Source organism: Microcoleus sp. CAWBG27, assembly GCF_020883145.1.
Classification (GTDB): Bacteria; Cyanobacteriota; Cyanobacteriia; order Cyanobacteriales; family Microcoleaceae; genus Microcoleus.
Genome location: NZ_JAHREU010000053.1, coordinates 34039 through 57381 on the forward strand (window position 1 = coordinate 34039; position 23343 = coordinate 57381).

Sequence of the window (23343 nt, forward strand, 5' to 3'; positions counted from 1 at the left end):
ACAGAGTGAGGAAATCCGATTGACACGACCTGCGTATTTGATGAGAAAATAAATGAATTAAACTGCTTAATATTAAAGGATGAACGTTATCAATGGCAATTAAAGACCAGCCCCAACCCCCTCGTTTTCGGCAAATCAGCAATATCGTGTTATTGCTATCAAGCTTGTTTCTGCTAGCAAACATCTTTTTGCCCAATTTGTTCGGGCCCCAAATTCCCCAAGTGCCTTACAGTTTGTTCGTCCATCAAGTCCAAGAACAAGATGTAGTTAGAGCTTCGGTAGGTCAAAATGAAATTCGCTACCAACTCAAAGGCGAAGGCGACAAACCAGGACAAGTTTTGTCAACTACGCCAATTTTTGACCTGGAACTGCCTAAACTTTTGCAAGAAAAAGGCGTTGAATTTGCGGCAACTCCGCCTTCTAAAAATGGCTGGATTGGCAGTGTTTTAAGCTGGGTAGTGCCGCCGCTGATTTTTGTGGCAATATTTCAATTTTTCATGAACCGGGGCGGTGGCGGGCCGCAGGGTGCGCTGTCGATCGGCAAAAGCAAGGCTAAGGTCTACGTGGAAGGAGACTCGGCGAAAATTACGTTTGCTGATGTCGCTGGAGTAGAAGAGGCTAAAACAGAATTAGTTGAGGTTGTTGAGTTCCTGAAAACTCCCGACAGATTTACGGCAATTGGCGCGCGAATTCCGAAGGGTGTGCTGTTAGTCGGGCCGCCGGGAACTGGCAAAACGCTGTTAGCCAAAGCAGTGGCTGGTGAAGCTGGTGTGCCGTTTTTTAGCATCTCCGGTTCGGAGTTTGTCGAACTGTTTGTCGGTGTTGGTTCTGCGAGAGTCCGAGATTTATTCGAGCAGGCTAAGAAGCAAGCTCCTTGTATTATTTTCATTGATGAATTGGATGCGATCGGCAAATCTCGCAGCACTAACGCTGCATTCGGCGGGAATGACGAACGCGAACAAACTCTCAATCAACTATTAACTGAAATGGATGGTTTTGCAGCGGGTAATACTACGGTAATTGTACTCGCTGCAACGAACCGCCCGGAAAGTTTAGATGCTGCTTTGTTGCGCCCGGGCCGTTTCGATCGCCAAGTTTTAGTCGATCGCCCGGATTTATCTGGCCGCGAAGCAATTTTGAACATTCACTCTCAAAAAGTGAAGTTGGGCCCGGATATTGACTTAAAGGCCGTCGCCACTCGTACCCCCGGTTTTTCGGGCGCAGACTTGGCAAATTTGGTCAATGAAGCTGCCTTGCTAGCTGCCCGTAACAAGCGCCTCACTGTGGCACAGGAAGACTTCTATGAGGCATTTGAGCGCGTTGTAGCTGGCTTGGAAAAGAAGAGCCGGGTGCTCAACGAAAAAGAGAAAAAGATTGTGGCTTATCACGAAGTCGGGCACGCCATGGTTGGCGCTGTGATGACTGGCGGCGGCGAAGTGTCGAAAATCTCGATCGTCCCGCGCGGTATGGCTGCATTGGGTTACACGTTGCAAGTACCGACTGAAGACCGTTTCTTGTTGGATGAATCGGAATTGCGCGGGCAAATTGCTACACTACTTGGAGGGCGATCGGCTGAGGAAGTCGTGTTTGGTAGCATCACTACCGGCGCTTCCAATGACTTGCAAAGGGCGACTGATTTAGCAGAGAGAATGGTGACAACTTACGGTATGAGTAAGGTGTTGGGGCCTCTAGCTTACGATCGGGCCCAACAATCTTTCCTCGGCGATGGGATGGGAAATGCGCGCCGTGCGGTGAGTGCTCAGACTGCGGAGGCGATCGACCAAGAAGTTAAAGAGATTGTGGAAACAGCGCACCAGCACGCTTTGGATATTCTGAAAGCCAATCGCGAATTGTTGGAAACAATCACGCAGAAGCTATTAGAAACTGAGGTAGTTGAAGGCGACCAATTACACAAATACCTGGCTGAAGTGAAATCTTTAGATAAGGCTGTCGCTTAAGTTTAAAAGGGTTTGCAACGACGAACCAAGAAACCGGGTTTTTACGAGAATAATTCGCTGTAGCCGAGAGATTCGGAAAAAACCCGGTTTCTTGATTGGAGTGCCTAAATCCTGTTTAATTAAACCGCAGATTAACGCAGATGATATTACCATCATCTGCGTTTTTTAGTGCGCGGGTGAGTTCTGGCGTTAACTCGTGTCAACAGACGCCGCGTGTTCCGAGATAACTCCCGTCTCGATCGGCCTGCATTCCCTTTCTACTCCAAACGCCTGACTTGCTTCCCTGCAAAGCTTTACATCTCTGATAGCTGCGGGAAAATTTCTACTTTTGGCAGCAGCAAACAATCCCATGCTACCCTGTAGTATAGGCTACAGAAAAACTGAGATCGTTACTGAATCGCTGATAAAAACTCTTTCTCTCTGAAAACTATTGCTAGCGGCGATCGATCTGTGAGAATATTCGGCTAGTAAAGTTAATCGCGCTCGAGCTATGACTGTTCAGGTATATAGAACACAATCTTACAAAACCACCCATGAGAACCGTCTGTTCGATGATTTGGGAAACGAATTGGAACGGGTTTGGGGCGATTCGGATGATTTGATAATTTTGTTAGGAAACTTCTACTGTCAAGGAAGCGAAATTGATGCAGCAATTCTGAAAAAAAACAGTATTACTGTCATCGACTTCAAAGACTATGGCGGAAATATTAGTTTTTCAGAAAACGGGCCGTGGCTGGCTGGTGATGTGGAGGTGAGAGGAGGAAGCAAGCCAAATCCATTTATTCAAGTCAGAGATAACAGATTTGCGCTACTCGATGTTTTAAAAAAAATTAGATTCCCGTCAGATAGACAACAAAATTTAGGACACATCTCTGGGTTAGTGCTTTTTCACCAGCCCATTACCTTTGATGAGGGACAGCTACCGCCTAAGATTAAAAGCTGGTTTCATGTTGTTGAGTTCGATCGCGCTCTAGAGAGGTTATCTCAGATAGCTAGCCCCGATATCAATCTTTCCAATCAAGATTTAGCAGACATAGTTCAACATTTTTCTATTCCTGAGTATGTTCATCCCGGATGGGGAATTAAGGCAATTCCCGGTTATTTGTCAGCAGGCGATTCTGCTAAAAGTCAGCTACCTAAGTCTCTTGAATCTGTAGTTTCTGGCATTGAGCAATTTTTAGGTTCTTCAAAGAAGATTTTAATCGTGACTGGGATGATGGGAACTGGTTTGCATCTTCTGCAAACAGCTATTGGAGATAAATCTAGATCCTTAAGCCGAAATTACTCGGTGCTTGCTCCTAATAGTAAAATTGCCTCTGTTTATCCACTTGAGTCAAAGAGTATTTACTCGTATATCTTCACAAAAAACTATACAGTAGAGAAGGAGCAGCTCGTCTATGGATTGAACAAAAATCTGGATACAGAGCAACAAGTTTACATCGTCGGCGATGCCCACCTGATATCCGATTCACAGTTTGAAACGGATTTTTTTCGTTACGGTAGCGGGCAAATTCTCACGGATTTTTTGGAATATACGCAACTGGACAAAACTCAAAGACAGGTAATTTTTCTGGGCGATCCGTTCCAGCTAATGAGAGGAAAAAAAGATGAGTCTGCGCTGTGTGGCGAGCGCTTGCAAGCTGCGATTTATGGTGAGATAGAGCGCATCAATCTTGAGTTTATACTTCCAGATAAAGTGCAAGATTTGTTTGTGCAAAATTGTCAACAAATCGCTCAAAGCATACATCATGGCAGGTTTAATCAGCTCAGAGCGATCGCCGATGACTCGAATTGCATCCAAATAGTCGATCGCGATAATGAAGAAGAGGTATCGAGAAGTGTATTCCTGGAAGATTCCCAATTCACCAAGTTTATAGTTTTTAGCAACGAAGCGGCTAACCGCATCAACGATCGAGTTAGACAAGAGTTTTTTAATCGAGGTAAAGAGATTGTTGCAGGTGATATCGTACATATCCACAACAGCCCTGTTGCCGCAGACGAAGGCAAGCTAGAGCAAAGTTATATATCAAATAACTCTTTTGCTGAAGTCATAGCAGTTAATCCCCATATTTCACCATTAATCCAACCGCTGAAAGGACGCGAACAGCCAGTTAAGGTAAACTTTTTGCGCGTGCGAGTGCGGCTGCTTGAAAACGGTAAAGAAATCGAGTTTTACTGTCTGAGAGATTATTTATATTCGGAAAAGCCGGAAGTTGACAAAGACACACTTTTAGCTTTGCGGGTGGCAGCAACAAACAAATTTAAAGAACAGCAGAAACAGATAATAGAATCAGATAAATCTATGGAATTAGCAAAGTTTTTACGTACCGATCCCTACTTAAATGCAGCGCGCCTGAGGTTTGGCTACGCCTTGACTCTGCATCGCGCCCAGGGTCAGAAGTTTAAAACTGCGATCGCGAATATGGATACCAGCCAAGGAAAAACAAATGCTGCTTATTTTCGATGGGTTTATACCTTGTTTTCTGTCGTTCAAAATCGGCTTTTTTTATTTAATTTTCCCTCAATCACACCCTTTTTTAAAGCAAATTGGAATAACAGTCAAGGCAAGCTAGATTCGGTTGTTTTCAAGGATCTTATTGCATTTGACCCAAATTCAGAACTAGGAAATGCAAATGTTTCGCCTTTCCCTATCCTGGGAAAACCTTTAATCAATCTTTACTTACATATCGCGGCAAGTCTGATAGTCCATCAAATCCAGGTGACTTCATACAAGCATAATAGTTATCAGGAAGTTTACGAGTTTGCCTCTGAAGACGGTCGATCTTCTTGCTGTATTCGCTTGCATTACAATGCAAAGTTTCAGGTAACGAGAATTGAAAAAGGGAAATCTGAGCCGATTGATTTTGCCGCTTTAGTTCGCGATGCGATTGCATCAAAGCTGCGAGCGGGAAATGAATTTCAGCAAACAGTTCAAGCTATAATTCAAGCAAAACTAGCGTCACACAAAATAACGATTTGGGGAATTGAACACCACGATTACAACCAAATTTACTATCTCAAATCTGAACAGGGCGAGCTGAAAATGCAAGTTTTTTACGATGGAGATGGTTTTGTGACGCAAGTTTGGCCGATCGGCTACACAAATTTAAAAATTGCAGAATTAGTTCGCCTCGCACTGGAGTTATAAAAATGTCTAATTTCACGGAAGAAATCGATAATTTGAGAAAATCTGGACGCATAGATGAAGCTTATTCCAGAGGGTACGAACTGCTGAAACAGCATCCAGATGACAAAGGGGTGCCTAAGAGTGTTGGTTGGGTTCTTTGTGACAAAGTAAAAAAACTGGTAGAGGCTGCCAATGAACAATCTCAATCCACAGATACAGACGCATCTGTCAGCAAACTTAGGGAAATATTAGCAGAATATTACAATCTAAAGTTGAATCGACCAGATTTACTATTTAGTGTTTTGCTATCCCGAATTGTTCGCTTAAAAAAGGAAATCAAGTTTTTACCCAAGTTCGTAAAATGGGCGGGTATTGACAGTTTTCGAGCGGAAGACTTTCAGGTTTCTACTGGTAATGACGGTAAAGTTTATGAGTCTCTGGTGGAGAAAACAGCAAGAGATGTGGGAAAAATTGCTTGTGAATTTACTGTTCAAGATTATCCCGATGTGCGAGATTTACAAAATTTTGCGATTAAATTGATCGATGTTGCACTCGATCGCGCAAAAGTTCAAAAACCAGAATGGCTGAATTATCGCAAGGCTTTATTGCTAAGTCGTTTGGGGCGATCGGCAGAAGCTCAAAAACTGCTGGTTTCCTTTGTGAAGCAGAAGCGTAGCGATTATTGGGCGTGGCACGCCTTAGCTAAAGTCGTGGCAATTTCCGATCCTCAACTAGCCCTGACACTTTGTGCAAAAGCCTATTTGACTTGCAGGGATGAAAATTTTGGTGTTAGCGTTTTTGAGGATCTCAGCCGACTTGCAGCCAATAGAAGCCAATGGAAAGTTGCGAAATGGGCTGCCGATCGAGCTTTTAATGTTCGCAATAATAACGGATGGAAAATCCCAGAATCGCTACGCAATCTGTTGACTGCTAGTTGGTACGCTAATGCAGAAAATCTCTCTAACGTAGAGGAAGTGTTAGAAAATATAGCTGCTGATGCCGAAAAGGTGATTTGGAAAAGTTGCCCGCGATTTTATGCTAATTACCTGGACAAATTTTCAGCAAAAACCGGAAAGATTATGGTCAAATTTGCTTTGAATTCTTCTCATAGCGGAGCTGAAGAAGTGGTTAGTCCCGAGCGGGGAATGCTGAAAAATTTAAATCTGCGAGTAGGTGAACCCGTGACGGTGACTGTCGATAAAAACGGCGATCAACAAACGGTGGTTGCGGTTGAAAAACGCGAATCGGGCAAACTCTTTGATATTATGTCTTGTAAAAAAGGTCGGTTTCGCTTGCATCAAAATGGTTTTGGGTTTGTAGAGGATGTCTATGTTCCTCATGAATTAGCTTGTCAGTTGCAAAACGATCAAACAGTTAATCTTGCTGTTGTCAAAAAGCTTGACAAAAAGAAAGATAAATGGGGTTTGAGTGCGATCGCCATACTTAATTAGTTACAAACACACAGAAACCAGGCTGCTTCAAACAACCTGGTTTTTCAATATTCTTGCTGCATTTTCGATCGCTTAAATCCCGCTCATGTAAGCCATAACAGGAGCATCTTGCTGCTGCTGCGCGATCGTCAAAAGCCGCTGAATTCGCTCTTCGGTAGAAGGGTGAGTGCGGAAAAGCGATTGCAAACCTTGAGTCGAAAGAGGATTCACAATCAGCAGCGGCGACATCGCCGGATTGCCGTGCATCGGAATTTCGCGGCCGATTTTTCCCAATTTTTGCAGCGCGTTTGCTAAGCCGATCGCATTATTGGTAATTTCCACCGCACCGCTATCGGCTGCAAATTCCCGCGTGCGAGAAATCGCCAGTTGAATTAAGGTTGCTGATAGCGGTGCTAAAATGATTAAAAATAGCAAACCAAACGGGTTCGGGCCTTGTCTGCTATCCCGCGTTACCGGGCCGTAAAGCGCTCCAAATGTCAGTATTCGCCCGACAAATGTAATCGCACCGGCGATCGTCCCTGCTACTGCTTGAGTCAGAGTGTCGCGGTTGCGGATGTGCGTTAGTTCGTGCGCTATAACGCCTTCCAATTCTTCGCGGGAAAGCAGTTTGATGATGCCTTCGGTAACTGCTATTGTCGCGTGTTCCGGGTCCCTTCCTGTGGCGAATGCGTTGGGAGATTGAGTCGGAACTACAAATATTTTCGGTACGGGAATTTCCGCTTTTTCGCTCAACGATGCTACAATATCGTAGATTTCGGGAGCTTCGCTGCGGGCGATCGGGCGGGCGCGGTAAGCCATTAATGCTGCGGTATCAGAATAGTACCAAGAGCTAAAACTGCTGAAGGCGGCTAGCGCTAAACCGATGTAAAGTCCTTGTTCGTTGCCGATTAAGTAATGGCTTCCCAAGACGAGCAGGCCGCTGAGAAGTCCTAGTAGGGCTGCTGTTCTGAGTTGATTGGTTCCTAGCATGGGGGTTGAGGGCGATCGCGAATTTTGATATTTTTGAGCTTGTTATAAGAGTTTCATATTTGCGATCGCGATCGTCTCTATCTGTCGAAGTAAGTTGGGCGGCCAATAGTAGTATTTACCGCCCATTATCTCGGATTCATCTGCGTTGCTCTGCGTACCCTTCAATAAGGCGAAGCGCCTACATCTGCTGTTGAAAAAGCTATGAAGTATGGTGCGGATATGTCATATTTTTGATGAATAATGGGGGCTTTGTGAGGTGGCGCACCTGACTATTGTGTGGTACGGCTCTATCAGATGTACAATTTTTGGGGAATTTTTGATGGATCCGCACCGTACCGGGACTAAAAAAAATCCCTGATTCACATTACAGCGAGTTAGCTAAATAAGTTTTTTATTATTATACGATCTAACATCGATTGAATGCTAAAAATTATGACATTTCAACTATAAAGATTGTGGTCGGGGTCTAGCCAAACAATATAAAAAATATTTTCACTAAAAAATCCATGCACCCTACCGTATTCATTAGCAGATATTTGAAATTGGTAAGGAATATTTACTAGCATAGCTTCATTGGGAATCCCAAAACCATTAGGCTCCGTTGTATCTTGCCATGCTATGCCATGACAGCGCAGGCTTTTACTCTGATTATTGATGATTTCTTGAGAATTCAATTGTGATAAATCCCGTAGCCTTCTCAATAGAGATGCTAGATATCTAGAATCTCGGTTAGCTAGTGAAAATTTATCTTTGTCATCCTGATAATACCTGAAGGAAAAACTAACTCCTTCCGGTATTTTGACATCTAGACGATTGATGCTAGATAAAGATTGCTGGCGACGTATATCTGCCTTTTTAATTTTCTTCGATGACACGGGTTTTGTAAAACTCTTGCATTAATTCCTTCGTAATAATAGCATGAGAAGGTTCATCTTTCGGCAGCCGACCTCTAGCTTTAATCCAAGGATCTTCACGGCGCACCATCAATTCTAACTCATAAGCATCGAGAAAGAAATACTCGTCTGACAACTCGTCTAAAAACTCTTGTACTTCTTCGGGAAACTCGGGTTTTTCGACTTCTTTCAGAATTGGCTTCCAGTCAAATTGTTCTTTGTATTCGTAAAATAAAGTCGGGATAGTTGGCCCGTGCACCCAGGCTTCAAAATCCTCATCAAAAAGCGGTGTGTCTTCAAAGGCTAAATACCATGCTTGGGCGTAGTATAAGAGTTTTTGGAGCTTGTGGTTGCTGAGGTAGGAGCCTACGTCATTGGCAAACCAAATGTAGTAATCTGCTAGTTGGGAGGCTGTTGTTATTGTAGTTATTGTGGTCATATAGTTTCAGTCAATAAGTTTTGGATTCTATGATATCATAATTATCTACTATATTAAACTAGATTACCCTCTCAAGAGGTGGCAGAGCCGCAGGATATCACATTTCCACGCAGAGCCTGGAAACGAGATTAGTGCGCTTATAGCAAAGAAACCGGGTTTTTACCTAATCTATCGACTGCGACGAAATATTTTTGTAAAAAACCCGGTTTCTGACTCACATTTCTAGCACGCAAAGTCCTAGGGTGCGGATACATCGACAATCTTCAAGAAAGAGCGACAGTCTAATAGATTCGCACCTGTTCCATCGCGAGAGGAAAAAACTTAACACTTGTTTTCTGAACTATTCTGTAAGGTGCGCATCCATGAAATTATCGATCGCATTTAGGGACTTTTCATAGCGACACACCCTACATATACTCACATAGCGCATAAAGAAACCGGGTTTTTACCTAATCGATCGACTGCGACGAAAGATATTTGTAAAAAACCCGGTTTCTGATTACCCTTCCAGATAAATGTAAATCTTAAACTACTTGCACTTGTTTTTCAGCAATGGAAGCAATCAGGGCTTTTTGCTGCGCCTGTTGAGCTTCGTCAGCCAAAAACTCGGCTAGTTGTTCTTCGATTTCATCCCGCACAATTTGGCGGTATTCCAGGAAATGCTCGTTGTGGGCGCACACTGTTAAATAGTGATCCCAAACGGCAGGATTGCGTTTGATAATGCTAAATAAATGATGCCAGAACTTCCAGCGAGTTGAACGCTTGACTCCTTGGCGCCAAACTACGGTTAGCAGCGCTCGCAAGTCGATCAAACTGGGGATTCTTGATGGTATATTTGCTGTAGGTGCACCTAACATCAAGAAGTGGCGGTAGGTGCGGTCTAAGTATTTCTCAGCATCGTACACGTCAGAAAATGCTTGGACATATTCCCTGGCGATGTCTTCTAGCGGCCGCGTGGGAATGAAGTTCATTAATGTAGTCTGATTCAGGTTGCCGGATTTGTCGCGCAATCTGCCTTCTTTTGCTAGTCGGTGCGACAAAGCAGTGTGCGGTAAAGCTTGCAGCATTCCAAAGGTTGTACTCGGAATTGCTGCTGCTTCGGCGAAGTTGACGATGCGTTGGCCTGCGCCCGGTTTTTCGCCGTCGAATCCGATGATGAATCCGGCCATGACTCGCAAACCTGATTTGGCAATTAATTCTACTGATTCTATCAGGGAGTTGCGAGTATTTTGAAATTTCTTGGTCATTTGCAGGCTTTCTTCGTCGGGGGTTTCAATTCCTAGGAATACTGCGTTGAAATGACATTTCACCATCATGTCCATCAATTCTTGGTCTTGGGCTAAGTCGATGGATGCTTCTGTGTTGAAGTTGAACGGGAATTTGTGTTCTATTTGCCAGACTTCTAAGTCTTTTAGTAATAGTTTGACACTGCGTTTGTTGCCGATAAAGTTGTCGTCTACCATGAACACGCCGCGCCGCCAACCTAGGTTGTATAGACAGTCTAGTTCGGCTATTAATTGTTGGGGTTCTTTGGTGCGGGGTTTGCGCCCGTAGAGGACGATGATGTCGCAGAATTCGCACTGGAAGGGACAGCCTCGGGAAAATTGAATCGACATTGAGTCGTAGGCGTCTAGTTCCAGCAAGTCAAAGCGGGGTACTGGGGTTGTGGTAACATCGGGTTTGACGCCGTCCGATCGATAAATGCCACTTTTTTCACCGCGCGCGATGGCTTCGACGAACATCGGTAGGGTGATTTCGCCTTCGTCGAGAATCAGGTAATCGATGCCTGCTGCTTGGGGCTCTTCTGGTACGGAAGTTGGGTAGGGGCCGCCGCAAGCTACGGATTTACCGCGCCGCTTGGCTTCGCGGATGATGTCTAGCAAGTCTTCTTTTTGGACAATCATCGCTGACAGAATAACGAGCTCTGCCCATTCCCATTCTGCTTCGGTGATTTGTCGGATGTTACGATCGACTAACTTGAATTCCCATTCTTGGGGTAGAATGGCTGCTACTGTGACCAAACCCAGCGGTGGAAGCAGCACTTTGCGATCGACTAATTCTAGGATTTTCTCATAAGACCAGAATGTTTTCGGGAACAGGGGGTAAACTAGAAGCACTCGCATAGTATGTTAAACCTCACATCAGTAAATAACTTGCGATCGGGCTGGCGGGGTATGAGAGTTCGATCGACTCTCAATATTTAATGTTAAGGCTAAAATTACGATCTTGCGCGCGATCGACTATCTAGAAAGGGGCGACACCCCCTAACACAAAGATAATGGGCGCAATTTTTAGCTTGCAGTTCCCTGTTATAGTTGGCAAATGTTGATATCTTATCGTATCTCACCATGGATTGACGATAATCGCTTCAAAAGTGCCCGAATCAGGCAAAAAAGAATTTGAAATAGTAAAGTTGAATAGGATAAAGAATTAGGGACGATGCTCGGAGCAACGTCCCACAAATTGTTTTTCTTGTGGGATGGGATTTGAGAAGCCCAAAAATAATTAGGGACGATGCTAGAAGCCGATCCCACAATCTTTCTTGTGGGATCGGCTTCTATAGCAATCCTAAATATCAAATCCGATTGCATCGGTATTCATCTCTATCTTCTCTCTCTGTGTCCTCTGCGCTCTCTGCGGTTAAATCATTCCGATACAACCAGAAATGATATCATTTGTGAACTTTTTCTTACTCCCTCCCCGAACTCGCTCTGATATTGGTGCGGAGTGTACGGACTACTTTGTATTTTTATCTGGAATCCCGCTAGTTCTTAACATATCAGCAACAGTTCCGCAGTAACTCGGCAATCCGATGCTTTCGGGATTGACCAGATTTTGATAGGTAAAATGGCGGTAGCTGATACAAAATCTATCCCAAGCAGCCATCTGAATTCGGAACAACCAAATAAAGAAATCGGCAAGCCAAGGTGACAGAGTAATCCGAAAGAAGATTTTTGTATGCAAATACTTGCAAGCTTGTTCGACAACTTCGTTCGCGGTAATCGCCGGATTTCCGAGTACAAAATGTCGCGGCTCTTCGGAATCGGACGGATGTTCGACTAAGTAATTAACTACTGTAGCAATGTCTGCACCGTGGATGAAGTGAAAACTGCCATCTGCTTTCAGCCAGCGAATCAAACCAATCCATTTCGCGACAAGCGGCAAACCGGATGATAGGTGAGAAACTGGTTTTTCGGCGTCTCCTCCTAATACTAAGGTTGGGTAAAGTGCGGTAATTGGAGGTACGTTTTTTAACGTAGATAATTGCGTCATGCAATCGTATTTGGAGCGAACATAATCTGTCCCCAGTTCGCCTGCTTCTTTGAGCAAGTTGTTATCTCTACCGAGAATGCTGGCGGTTGAAAAGTATATTACTTGTTGGCAATTCTGGGGCGAAAGTAGTTGGATTAGGCGCAGGGTTTTGGTAACGTTGACATCAAAAACTTCTTGGGTTCCTCCCCAAGCTGTGGCTGCTAAAATTGCTACGTCTATTGTTTGCAGCAGTTCGGAATGGCGATCGATATCTCTCATGTCGCCTTGTATGATATTGATGCCCGATCGCGCTTTCCAGTCAAATTTTAGCTTATCGGGGTTGCGAACTAATAGGTAGAGTTCGTGGTTTGTCTGTTGAATCAAGGTTTCGGCCATGTAGTGACCGATACAGCCACTTGCACCCGTTATGAAAATTTTTTTTGTCATTTGCAGAAGGGGAAGGGGGGAGAGGAGAGGGGTTCAACAGTTGACAGTTGACAGTTGACAGTTGACAGTTGGGGGAGAGGGGGAGTTATTTGTGTGAAATTCAGGCTTTAGTAGGCAATTAATTTGGGTGACAGTTGAGGTATGATCCCCCTAAATCCCCCTTAAGAAGGGGGACTTTGAATGCTCTTGATTACCTCGTTTTTTAGCGAGACTTTGAAGGCTCTTGTTCCCCCCTTCTTAAGGGGGGTTAGGGGGGATCTCCGGGTTTTATTACCAGAATTTAAAGGGGATTTTCGGTGGGTGGGGGCGGGTTTATTTAGCCTGTTTGTAACTTTTAAGGTTGTTGGTGAACCCGCCCCTACGGGTTTTTGGGGTTTGAATTCCTGTCAAATTTAAGTATTGGGGGCGGGTTTATTTCACTTGTTTGTAACTTTTAAGGTTGTTGGTGAACCCGCCCCTACGGGTTTTTGGGGTTTGAATTCCTGTCAAATTCAAGCAGTAACTGCGAGCAATTTGTCGGCTTGTTTGGCGGTTTCAAAGAAGAAACGCACGTTATCTTCGGGGGTTCCCGGCAATACGCCGTGTCCTAAGTTGAGGATGTGTCCGCGATCGCCCGCTTTGCGAATTGTATCAAGAATTCGATCGCGAATAAACGGTTGAGAACCAAACAACACACCGGGATCGAGATTTCCCTGAACGTTCATGTTGGGGCCCAAACGCTTGCGGGCGTCGGCCATATCAACCGTCCAATCGACGCTGATGATATCTGCGCCGGATGTTGTCATTCGTTCGAGGAGGCCCGCGCTACCGGTGACTAACAGGATTAGCGGTGTGTCAGGATGGGTTTTTTTGACTTGCTCGAATACTTGTTTTTGGTAAGGTAGAGCGAAGGTGTCGTAATCCTGCGGGGACAGTTGGCCGGCCCAGGAGTCGAACATTTGCACTACTTGGGCGCCACAGTCGATTTGATAGCGCACGTAAACTGCGATCGCATCGGCGAATTTTGAGAGCAACTGATGCAGTAAAGTTGGATCGGAAAATGCCATGTTTTTGATGACGGCATAATCCTTGGAACCTTTACCTTCAACGGCGTAGGCTGCTAAAGTCCAGGGCGCGCCGACAAAACCGAGCACGGTGGATTTGTTGCCGACTTCCGCGCGCAGGGATTTGAGGATTGTTTTGATAAAAGGCAAACTTTCTTCTGGATTCAGCGGTTGCAGGGCGTCGATTTGCTGCTGAGTGCGGATGGGTGCGTGGATAATCGGGCCTTTACCTTCGGCGATGTCCATGTCGATGCCCAAACCGGGCATTGGAGTGACGATATCGGAGAACAAAATTACGCCGTCGGGTTGAAACGCGCGCCACGGCTGAAGCGAAACTTCGATTGCAACTTCGGGAATTTCAGAACGTTCGCGAAAGGATGGATACTTTTCTCGCAAATCTCGATAGGCTTTCATGTAGCGGCCGGCTTGGCGCATCATCCACACGGGCGGGCGTTCTAGGGTTTCGCCGCGGGCTGCCCGCAGTAGCAAGGGAACTTCATTTAATGATGACATCTTAACTTTTCTCGAATTTAGATCTTTTAATGTCTTTGGTAGCTTACCACTGTGCGATCGTCCTTTTCGATCGAAAATTCGGCGATCGGCCATGAGAAAGATGGGGGGATTGGCTGAGTTCGATTTTGGGGAGTCGGAGTCAGGTTGGTTGCGAGGCTGCCAAATGACATCTAGACTGCTTCCAATTTATGGGGGTTATATTGGAAGTATCCTCACTCGCAGGGCAAACTAATTGAATGGAAACGCTACGTGCAAATCACACGTTTTATTTACTTTACCAGAAAGAATTGGTTGCAAGCCTCTTCGTTTTAGGGAGAAATTAAAATTAGACGATTCATTACTGCAATCCTCTTCCTTCTAGGTAGAGGTCGCTCTCTGGGGTGCAACTGTCAACTGTCAACTGTCAACTGTCAACTTTTGAACTCTCTCCACTCGCTGGGGAGACTAATTAAACGTCTATCGTCACACTCGATCTAGGACTCTATTTCTGAGCTAATATTGCATCGTAATCACCATGAGTCCCTATCCAAAACCAGACAATACCTTCAGGTTTATCAACTCCCAAAGCGCGGTAACTATCGCCTACTCGCACCGATTGCAATTGCTTTCGCCTGCCAACTTTTTTAAAATGTAACGAAGGGTGATAGGGATCGACTTTGAGTAATTCGTAGTTTTTATCGGCTAAAGCTTGTATTTCTTGAGGTAGCTGGTGATAGCACTGCCAAAAACGCGGTAAAGTCAGATGCTTCATAACACTTGAGCTAATCCCGCTTCATACTCTGCATCAACTTCATCAAGTAGCGCATCTAAGCGCCCATCCTCCAAATCGTCTTCAATTTGCCTGTCCCAGACTTGTTGGCGATACTCTATCAGCCAAGCAGTGAGTTCAGATAGTTCCTTAACCGACAAGTTCATAATTGCTGTTTCAAGTTCTTTAACGCTCATGATTTTTGCCACATCATTATATTATCAATATACCAAATATTTGGTGCATCTGGTTTTTGAAGAGGGCGAAGCATGACCGCATATAAATTATTAGTTATAATCTTATATTCACTGCGGTCATGCTTCGCCCCTACAAACATATTTGCCTTGCACAAGCCGCTGCACCCCAAAGATTTTCATCTAGAAGTATAAGCACTGGAATCTCTCTCTAGAAATCATCATTTTGGCTAGATTTTCCAGCACTTTAATTGCTTGATTTTCCAAGCATATTTGTAGGGTGCGTCGCTGTGAGATTTTCAAGTTTAGTTGAGATTGTATCGGGCGACGCACCCTACGGTTAATTAAATCGAAACTATCTCGTCACACACACTCCGCCTACAGATACGCGACATTGCTCGGGACGATCGAACCTGCTATTATCATTAGAGCGATCGAATCTACCATCATCCGCCCTCGCCGAATCTAAATCCCTAGTCCGCGAATTGTAATAATAATCGCCCGCGGGAACAGCCCTAGTCGGTACAGCACAATAAGTCCCGTCCCTGCCGGTATCGTCAAATCTTACTCTTACCATAGTACGTCTGAGGCGACAGTCGATCGGGTTTAAGCCAAAATCATCTCGCAAAATCGTTTCTCCATCGTAGCTGCTGTTACGGCCCCTATCGCTTCTGTCATCGCGCCTATTGCTAGCCCGTCTGTCGCCGCCATCAATTCCCGCAACTTCCACCGTGTAGCTACCGCCCCTCGCAGCATCTTTCGCCAACACCAAAAGCTTGTAATCGCCGCTGCGGGGAATCACATAATTAAAAGAACGGTCTTGGGTAAAAGCAACTTGTTTGTTATTTCCGTAAAATAGTACCATGACGGGAGTAAAACCGCGGCTTCTATCCGTATCTAAAAACACTTCAATGTTGTCGCCTTCCCGAGCGTTGAAAGTGTATTCTTGACCGCGCAATTCTTCCGTCGGAGCACCGGGAGTCCACATATTTCGGAAACGGTAAATCGGGGAATTGCGGCGGATTACTCCATCTATGCGATCGTTATTTTGTATCAATTCGGCAACAGCACTCTGAGGAATCGCCGTAAGTGCCAATCCGGCAACTAGCACAGTGGCAGCAATACTATTTAACCAGTTGTGTGCTTTCATATCAACCTCTCAAAAATTTTAAAATCTTTTTGCCTTGTTTGCGCCGACATTTGCATACACTCTCTATTTTAAATCTAATTTCTGTCAACCGTGTTAACCTCACCCAACAGGACTATTTAGGATTTATTGTAGGGTGCGTCAGGGCTGAATTTTTTAATCGCAGACTAATTATTTTTCCCCTGACGCACCCTACCAACTTATAGACGTTGATGCCGCATCTAAAGTTGCGATGTATCCCCACAAATCAGCAATCCCGATTCAGCATCGAGACTCGCCTCAATTCCCATCGGTAAAGCAGCGTTAACCCCTTCATGCCCAAACGGCAAATCCGAGACAATGGGAATATTCAAGTCAAAGAGCCGATCGCGCAAAACCTCTTCTATAGTAAAACTAGGACTATCCGGGCCCACCTCGCAGCGACTAAACCGTCCCAAAGCAATCCCCCGCACCCCCGCAAAAGCCCCCGCCATCCGCCACTGAGTTAACATACGATCGACCCTGTAAGGAGCCTCCGAAACATCCTCAAATGCGAGAATAGCACCAGTCAAATCCGGTTGATACGGGGTTCCGAGCAAATGAGTAGCCACCGTCAGATTCGCCGGAAACAGTCGCCCCGAAGCCTTTCCACCAGCCCATCCTTTACCTTGCAAAGATTGTAACGGACGGCCTTCGATGCAGTCAAAAAGTCGATCGACCGACCAATCCGGTTCCGCGCCCAAAGTTGTCAGCAGCGGCCCGTGAACGCCCCAAATCCCGAGTTTGTCGTCATTCCACAGCAAAGCCGTAATATCGGAAAAACCGATCAACCATTTCGGCGCATGGGAATTGCTAATTGGGAATTGGGCATCGGGCATTGGGCATCGGGCATTTTCACTTTTTTGGAGTTCCGGGTTTTCCTTTTGTCCGACTTTTGCTTTTTCCAAAAGTCGAGTGCTGCCGAAACCGCCTCGAACACACAGAATACCGCGACAATCCGGGTCACTGAGGGCATCTGCCAACTGTCGGACGCGGTTTGCGTCGGAACCGGCCAAATAGCCAGCGCGATCGTCAAAACCGGGTGTTAATTCAACTCGATAGCCGCGGGATTTCCAAATTTCCAAACCGCGTTCAAAATTAGTCAATTCTCGCAGCGCGCCACTAGGTGCAATTACCCGCAGCAAATCTCCCGGTTGCAGCCATTTCATATTAATAATTTATCTATTAAGGTACGTAGTTGCGCTTCAGCGCTCTTTCAAAGGTAAGTAGTTGCGCTTCAGCGCTCTTTTCGTAAATATAGTAATCCTCTCTAAGTTTCAAGGTACGACTACCTCTCGTCTTGCTCAACTCATTTTATAGCAAGGATTTGATAATTTCCCGAGCTTGAAAATGATTTAGGATTGCTCTTTCCGTATATAATACTAAGAGCGCCCAGGCGGAACTACGTACCTAATTCGGAATTCCATGCAGTGGATTTCCACCTTTGATACCTACGGTAAAGTCAGAATTTCCACCCCAGAATCAGTCACAGCCAGAGTGTGTTCAAACTGAGCCGAAAGCTTACCATCCTTAGTTATCGCAGTCCAACCATCGGCCAAAATTTCCACATCCCAAGTACCCTCATTAATCATCGGCTCGATCGTAAAAACCATGCCTTGTCTGAGCTTTTTCCCCGTCCCCCGCTTACCGTAATGCAAAATTTCCGGTTCAGTGTGAAAAACGCGGTGCACGCCGTGTCCCGCAAAATTTCGCACCACCGAAAAACCTTGGGCTTCAGCATATTCTTGAATCGCCGCACCGATATCACCGGTACGAGCACCAGGCTTAACTTCCGCAATTCCTCTTCTCAGGCATTCCTCAGTTACTTCAACTAACCTTTTAGCTACAGGTGAAGGTTCCCCAACAAAAAAAGTTTTAGAAGTATCGCCATGATAGCCATCAACCAAAGGTGTTACATCAATGTTAATAATGTCACCTTTTCTGAGAATTTGTTTGGCATTCGGGATGCCGTGACAGACAACTTCATTGACACTAGCACACAGAGATTTGGGAAATCCTTTATAACCTAACGGAGCACTTTTTGCACCGTGGGCTAAAGTCCAGCGTTCCGCTTCGTCATTAATTGCCAGAGTGCTGACACCCGGTTTAATCATTGGTTCAAGATGCAGGAGAAGCTGAGCTGCTAAGCGGCCTGCTTGACGCATTTTTTCGATTTCTCTGCTCGATAAAAGCACTAAACGTTCAGTTGACATAGTTATTTTTGTGGTCTTTTATTGTGGTCGATTAAGAGTTTATTTGACTCAATTTTACAATAGACTTGAACCAGCGTTCAAAAAGATCGCCCGCGGCTCCTAAATTGTATTCTACCTCTGCTTGTCGCCGGCAAGCGCTGCGGTCAATTTTGTCTAAACGGTCGATCGCACTTACCAAGCCATTTACACTATCAGGTTCCACTAAAAAGCCCGTCAGCCCGTCTCGAACAATTTCCGCCGGCCCCCCGCGCTCGTAGGCAATCACAGGCACACCGCACGCTAAAGCCTCAATCGCCACATTTCCAAAAGCTTCCACCCAGCGCGGCGTCATCAACAATGCTCGGCACTGGCGGACTTGCTCTTGCATTTTCGTTGTGGTCAGAAACCCTAAATATTCTACTGGAGCGTCGGGGTAATCTGTACAAATTTTGTGCCAATAATCTTCATCTTGCATTTTGCCCATAATTTTTAGGGGAATGCCTGTAATTTTTGCGGCCGCCACAGCATCTTCTAAGCCTTTCTCCGGGGCAATGCGGCCCAACCAAGCTAATTTTGGTTCCGGTTGGCTGCAAAATTCGTACAGCGATAAATCTAGGCCGCCGTTTCCCACCAATTCGCACTCGCTAGCAAAGGCAAAGGTTTGGGCTTGGGTAAGCGTGCAAACTCCCAGCGTACCGGGAAATTTGACAGCGATTTGTCCGGCGATGCGATCGAACGATCGCGACATCGAGCCCATACTGATAAAATGTGCGATCGGAGTGTTAAAAAATGGCGTCAAATAAAACGGCAGCCAATCGTAGGCAAAGTTAACAATCAGATCCCAATCATCTTGAACTTGGCGAGCATATTCCCACATATTTGCCAGCACAGAATCGGCAGGCATCACAATAGGATCGTTGTAATCTTGTGTTTGGGCAGTTACTTGCAAATCGCCCGCAATTTCAATGACTGGAATTGATTCTAAGACTGAACCTACTGGCGCTACAACAGTTATTTTATGACCTCGGCGCTGCAATTCTTTAGCAATGTTCAAGACTGTAAGTTCGACTCCGCCGCCCAACCCCGAACCGAGTTGACCTACAGAAGTTGATAGAAACAATAATTTTAAAGAGTTATTAGTCATTGGTTATTAGTTTTCAGTTATTAGTTATTGGTTATTGGTTATTGGTTATTAGTTATTGGTGTTATTAAAAATATCGGGTATGTTGTTGGGCTTCAGCCCTCTTAATTCTAATAAGTGGTTATACAAGCTGTCAGTTATACCTACCTCATCCTTTTGAGAAAGGCTATATATCAAATCTGCTCTTTCATCGTCAGATGATTCATCTCTCTATTTTCTCCCTCTGTGTTCTCTGCGCCCTCTGCGGTTCAATCATTCCGGGACAGCCGAATTTGATATTACATATCCGGGATAATCAACAACTCTTTCTAACACTCTAGCCCAATAATTGTTAGGTTACATTATTTGGGAAAAATTGTATAGCATTTATCAGAAATATGAGGTATAACTGACAGCTTATATAACCGCTTAAACGAAGAGGGCTGAAGCCCAACAACGTACCTCACCTATCTGAGAAGGGCTATATTACCCAGTCCAAAAGTATTAAGCAAAAAAGACTTACCGATGGAAATTATTCCCGGTTGCTCTTAAAAATTTCAGGTTTAGTAACAAGAAATACAGGAATCAACCAGGAATCAGCCGCGCGCCAGTCCCAAACTAGCGTTTGATGAACTGTTCTAATTTGTGAGCTATCTTCTCTATAATTCCCTCCGAAGTAGGTGTCGCCGATGATGCTTCTGCTTCAATACGCTTGACAGTATCTTCTGGAAGATTCAGCAACTGCACTAATTTTTGATAAGCTGCGGCTTCCTCAGAGTTAATGTTTGGTTCGTCGGGAGTCCGAGAACTAGATGCAATCACTTCATAGCCGAGTTGCAAGACTAATTCTTTTTCCTCTTGAGTTTCTAGTTGGTGAATCAACTCATCAAGGGGAATATTTTGCATGATGTAATCCCGCAGTTCCTGTTGCATTTGTTGGGCGTCGTCATCTGCGGCAAACAAACGGCAAAAGCGATCGAGCATTAAATTAACTTCTTCTGTTGCGAGTTCGCCATCAGCCCAGGCCATAGAGGAAACGATTCGCAGCAGGTTCATCTGGCGAGGCGTAATTGATGGAGGAGGTGGGGTTTGCATAATTAAAATTGGTAATTGCTAATTGGGAATTGAAAATTGGTAATGGGGAATGGGGAATTGGTAATTGGTAATTGGTAATTCGATCGTCCTTTTTTGTGTTCCCCCTTCTCCTTCCCCTTCCCTTTATTTATCTCACAAATTCGACAGAGGAACACCCAGCCATCCAGTAAAGTTTTGTTTCTGAATAGTGCTTGGCCGATCGACTGGTACGATCGAATAACGGCCGGGGCGCGGCTGGGCGAGAGTAACAGAACAAGTCCGCAGTTCGTCTTGATGAAAAACTGTCACTTCTACCGTGTCCCCCGGCTGATAGTCTTTCAGCCTTTCAGCCACTTGTTCGGCATTTACTCGAAAACCTGCGATCGCCAGCAACTCGTCCCCAGCGTCAATTCCCGCCAATTGTGCCGGAGATTCTGCTTCGACAAATTTAACCATTTGCCGCCCGTTTTCCGCTCCCAACGTCCAACCCATCCGAGGCGTTTGCTCGCTTTCATCTACCCAAATTTGCAGCCCGAAAGGTTCCAGATATTCGTTATAAGGCAACTCTTCTGTACCGTCTACATAGCGCGCAAAAAAGTCACTCAAATCCATGCCGGCTACAGACTCGATCGCACTTTGCAACTCTTCTGGAGTAAAGCCTATTTCTGCCGTCCGCGAGCGAGCATTTAACTTGCCATTTGATGTCAGATGCGCCTGCTTTGCCTCTGTTGGCGACTTCTGGTCAAAATCTTCATTTTCAGGAGAACCACCGCCAAACTGCTGCCACATCAAACGCATCACATCGTCGAGCGATCGCGCGTTGCCGTGTTTAGCTCGAATCAACAAATCCAGCAGAAACGAAACTAATTCCCCTTTCAAATAATAGGAAATCTGCGAATTATCGCTATTAGCATCCCTCCGATAAAGTTTAATCCAAGCATCCCAACTCGACTCGCTCGCAGGCTGCACCTTCCGCCCCGGAGTCGTCTGCAAGCGAGTGATTTCTTTGGCAAGATTTTGGAAATAACCTTTCACGCCATAGAGACCTGCTCGAAAAGGAATTAGCAAATCGTAATAACTGGTCGTGCCTTCAGAGAACCACAAAGAAGGAGTATAATTCTCTTGCTCGTAGTCAAATATTTCGAGAGCTTTCGGTCGAATGCGCTTGACATTCCAGAGGTGAAAAAACTCGTGAGCCACCAATTGAATGAACCGTTCGTACTTTTCCTTGGCCCGAAAACCAAAACGCGAATAGTTAAGAGTGCAACTATCCTTGTGTTCCAAGCCGCCAAAACCAGAGCCAGACAAATGCAACAAAAACACATAGCGGTCGTAGGGCAAACCGCCGAACATTTCTGCTTCTACCTCAATGACTTTCTTGATATCTCCAATTGCCCGTTCTGGTTCTAAATTGCCTTGTCCCCAAACTACAAGCTGATGGGGTTTTCCCAGCACTTCAAAATCGTAGGACTCGTGACATCCAATCTCAAAAGGAGTATCGACAAGGGTGTCAAAATCCGCAGCAGCGAAAGTAAGATTATCGCCCGAAACAGTTGGCAACGTTGTGACTGTGCGCCATTGGGGCTGCGGTGGCACCACTGTCACCGTATAGCAGTTGCGCTCAAAACCGGGCAAGAAAAAGCAAAGAGCTGCTGGATTAAAATAACCGTGAGTCGAGTCTAAATGATTGGTTCGTACTGTCAGTTCGTTGGCAAAAATCCGGTAGCAAACCGTGACATCCGACACTGAATTTGTCTCGATTTGCCAGTGATTTTTGCTAATCTTGCGCCAAGGTAAAGCACGCGCGGCATAGCTATCCCGCAGGGAATCGCCTGAGAGCGATCGAAAATCTTGCAGGTGGCGGGCGTACTCTCGAACCAAGTAAGAACCGGGAGTCCAGACAGGCATTTTTAAATCCAGCACAGGTTCCGACCAACCCTGCACGCGCAAAGTCACTTCAAACAGGTGGGATTCAGGATTGGGCATCGCCACCGAATAGTGAATGGTCGGTGCTGTTAGTTGTCCGATCGCGCGATCGGCAGCGGACGAGGTATCCTCATAAGTGACATCGGTCATTGACTTGCCAAATTCATCAAGTGCTTGAGGTTGATCAAATGGATAGTTTGGTGCTCTGGATCGATTTTGATCCAGCCTTTACTATCTAGTTTTTCCATAATTTTGCTGGTTTCATCTAGGGCGATACCTGTAACGTCAGCTAAATCTTCATAAGGGATATTGAAGATATCTCTGCCCTCAGCAGTTTTCTGACCGTAGTTTTCTCCCAGCTCAACTAAAGTATTTGCTAGTTTAACCGCTGGCTGGCGGTTCTGTAGTTGAGAGCGAAGATTGGTTTGGCGCAGGCGCCGCACCATCAGTTGCAGCATCCGGTGATGCAATTGCGGATCTTTAAACAGGGTTTGGATAAATCGCTGAGCCGTAACGCTGATCAGCCGCACGGGCGATAGAGCAAGTACGTCATTCGATCGGGGAGATTCATCAAGAATGGCCATTTCGCCGAAGAAAGCTCCCCGTCCTAAAATAGCCATTGATACAGCTCGATCGTTTGACAGGCGCCGGACTTTGACCCAGCCGGACACCACAAAATAAATCGCGTTACCCCAAGAATCCTCCATGGCGTTGCTGAATCAAGGTATGAATGCTCCAGGAATGGGAATATCGTCAAACTTCAAGTAATGTATTAATAATTTAATAGAATGCTTGAGCATTTCCTCACATTTAGAATAACAAAGAGTCTTGC

20 protein-coding genes are annotated in these 23343 nt (G+C 45.3%); 3 read left to right on the forward strand and 17 right to left on the reverse strand.

Features of this window, described 5'->3' with window-relative positions:
* Positions 1-92: 92 nt before the first annotated feature.
* Positions 93-1958, forward strand: coding sequence for an ATP-dependent zinc metalloprotease FtsH4 (gene ftsH4 / locus QZ938_RS24065; protein WP_293353354.1), 1866 nt, complete (start codon positions 93-95; stop codon positions 1956-1958).
* A gap of 189 nt (positions 1959-2147) precedes the next feature.
* Here ftsH4 and QZ938_RS24070 read toward each other — a convergent pair whose 3' ends face one another.
* Positions 2148-2309, reverse strand: coding sequence for a hypothetical protein (locus tag QZ938_RS24070; protein WP_293353352.1), 162 nt, complete (start codon positions 2307-2309; stop codon positions 2148-2150).
* Positions 2310-2448: 139 nt separating this feature from the next.
* Here QZ938_RS24070 and QZ938_RS24075 point away from each other — a divergent pair, with 139 nt between their 5' ends.
* Both QZ938_RS24075 and QZ938_RS24080 read left to right on the forward strand, forming a co-directional pair.
* Positions 2449-5106 (forward strand): NERD domain-containing protein, encoded by a 2658-nt coding sequence (locus QZ938_RS24075; protein ID WP_293353350.1) that lies wholly within the window; start codon positions 2449-2451, stop codon positions 5104-5106.
* Positions 5107-5108: 2 nt separating this feature from the next.
* On the forward strand, positions 5109-6536 hold the full coding sequence (locus tag QZ938_RS24080) for a hypothetical protein (protein ID WP_293353348.1): 1428 nt from the start codon (positions 5109-5111) through the stop codon (positions 6534-6536).
* Positions 6537-6608: 72 nt separating this feature from the next.
* On the opposite strand, the gene QZ938_RS24085 is transcribed toward QZ938_RS24080, so the two are convergent.
* From QZ938_RS24085 to QZ938_RS24160, 16 genes are all read right to left on the reverse strand, one after another.
* Positions 6609-7505: a M48 family metalloprotease gene (locus QZ938_RS24085; RefSeq protein ID WP_293353346.1), complete on the reverse strand. Its 897-nt coding sequence runs from the start codon at positions 7503-7505 to the stop codon at positions 6609-6611.
* 440 nt (positions 7506-7945) lie between these two features.
* A complete protein-coding gene (locus QZ938_RS24090) occupies positions 7946-8380 on the reverse strand; it encodes a hypothetical protein (RefSeq protein WP_293363499.1) in 435 nt (144 codons plus the stop codon).
* On the reverse strand, positions 8361-8837 hold the full coding sequence (locus QZ938_RS24095; protein ID WP_293145845.1) for a Panacea domain-containing protein: 477 nt from the start codon (positions 8835-8837) through the stop codon (positions 8361-8363). Before QZ938_RS24095 ends, QZ938_RS24090 begins: the two co-directional genes overlap by 20 nt.
* A 524-nt stretch (positions 8838-9361) precedes the next feature.
* Positions 9362-10960 (reverse strand): B12-binding domain-containing radical SAM protein, encoded by a 1599-nt coding sequence (locus tag QZ938_RS24100; RefSeq protein ID WP_293353342.1) that lies wholly within the window; start codon positions 10958-10960, stop codon positions 9362-9364.
* Positions 10961-11573: 613 nt separating this feature from the next.
* Positions 11574-12536: an NAD(P)-dependent oxidoreductase gene (locus QZ938_RS24105; RefSeq protein ID WP_293353340.1), complete on the reverse strand. Its 963-nt coding sequence runs from the start codon at positions 12534-12536 to the stop codon at positions 11574-11576.
* Between the two features lie 491 nt (positions 12537-13027).
* Complete coding sequence (gene hemE, locus QZ938_RS24110; RefSeq protein WP_293145860.1) at positions 13028-14092, reverse strand: uroporphyrinogen decarboxylase; 1065 nt, start codon at positions 14090-14092, stop codon at positions 13028-13030.
* 26 nt (positions 14093-14118) lie between these two features.
* Positions 14119-14262 carry a hypothetical protein gene (locus QZ938_RS24115; RefSeq protein WP_293353338.1) on the reverse strand — a complete coding sequence of 48 codons (144 nt, stop codon included), beginning with the start codon at positions 14260-14262 and terminating at the stop codon, positions 14119-14121.
* A gap of 311 nt (positions 14263-14573) precedes the next feature.
* On the reverse strand, positions 14574-14843 hold the full coding sequence (locus QZ938_RS24120) for a hypothetical protein (RefSeq protein ID WP_293353336.1): 270 nt from the start codon (positions 14841-14843) through the stop codon (positions 14574-14576).
* On the reverse strand, positions 14840-15037 hold the full coding sequence (locus QZ938_RS24125; protein WP_293353334.1) for a hypothetical protein: 198 nt from the start codon (positions 15035-15037) through the stop codon (positions 14840-14842). Before QZ938_RS24125 ends, QZ938_RS24120 begins: the two co-directional genes overlap by 4 nt.
* 352 nt (positions 15038-15389) lie before the next feature.
* Positions 15390-16184: a hypothetical protein gene (locus tag QZ938_RS24130; RefSeq protein WP_293353332.1), complete on the reverse strand. Its 795-nt coding sequence runs from the start codon at positions 16182-16184 to the stop codon at positions 15390-15392.
* A gap of 218 nt (positions 16185-16402) precedes the next feature.
* Positions 16403-17377: an LD-carboxypeptidase gene (locus QZ938_RS24135; protein ID WP_293353383.1), complete on the reverse strand. Its 975-nt coding sequence runs from the start codon at positions 17375-17377 to the stop codon at positions 16403-16405.
* A 273-nt stretch (positions 17378-17650) separates the two neighbouring features.
* Complete coding sequence (gene map, locus QZ938_RS24140; protein ID WP_293145878.1) at positions 17651-18412, reverse strand: type I methionyl aminopeptidase; 762 nt, start codon at positions 18410-18412, stop codon at positions 17651-17653.
* 31 nt (positions 18413-18443) lie between these two features.
* On the reverse strand, positions 18444-19535 hold the full coding sequence (locus QZ938_RS24145; protein ID WP_293353330.1) for a glycosyltransferase family 4 protein: 1092 nt from the start codon (positions 19533-19535) through the stop codon (positions 18444-18446).
* Positions 19536-20129: 594 nt separating this feature from the next.
* On the reverse strand, positions 20130-20606 hold the full coding sequence (locus tag QZ938_RS24150) for a TerB family tellurite resistance protein (RefSeq protein WP_293145884.1): 477 nt from the start codon (positions 20604-20606) through the stop codon (positions 20130-20132).
* Positions 20607-20738: 132 nt separating this feature from the next.
* Positions 20739-22661, reverse strand: a complete 1923-nt coding sequence (locus QZ938_RS24155; protein WP_293353328.1) for a M61 family metallopeptidase — start codon at positions 22659-22661, stop codon at positions 20739-20741.
* Positions 22658-23218, reverse strand: coding sequence for a Crp/Fnr family transcriptional regulator (locus QZ938_RS24160; RefSeq protein ID WP_293365648.1), 561 nt, complete (start codon positions 23216-23218; stop codon positions 22658-22660). Before QZ938_RS24160 ends, QZ938_RS24155 begins: the two co-directional genes overlap by 4 nt.
* Positions 23219-23343: the final 125 nt, after the last annotated feature.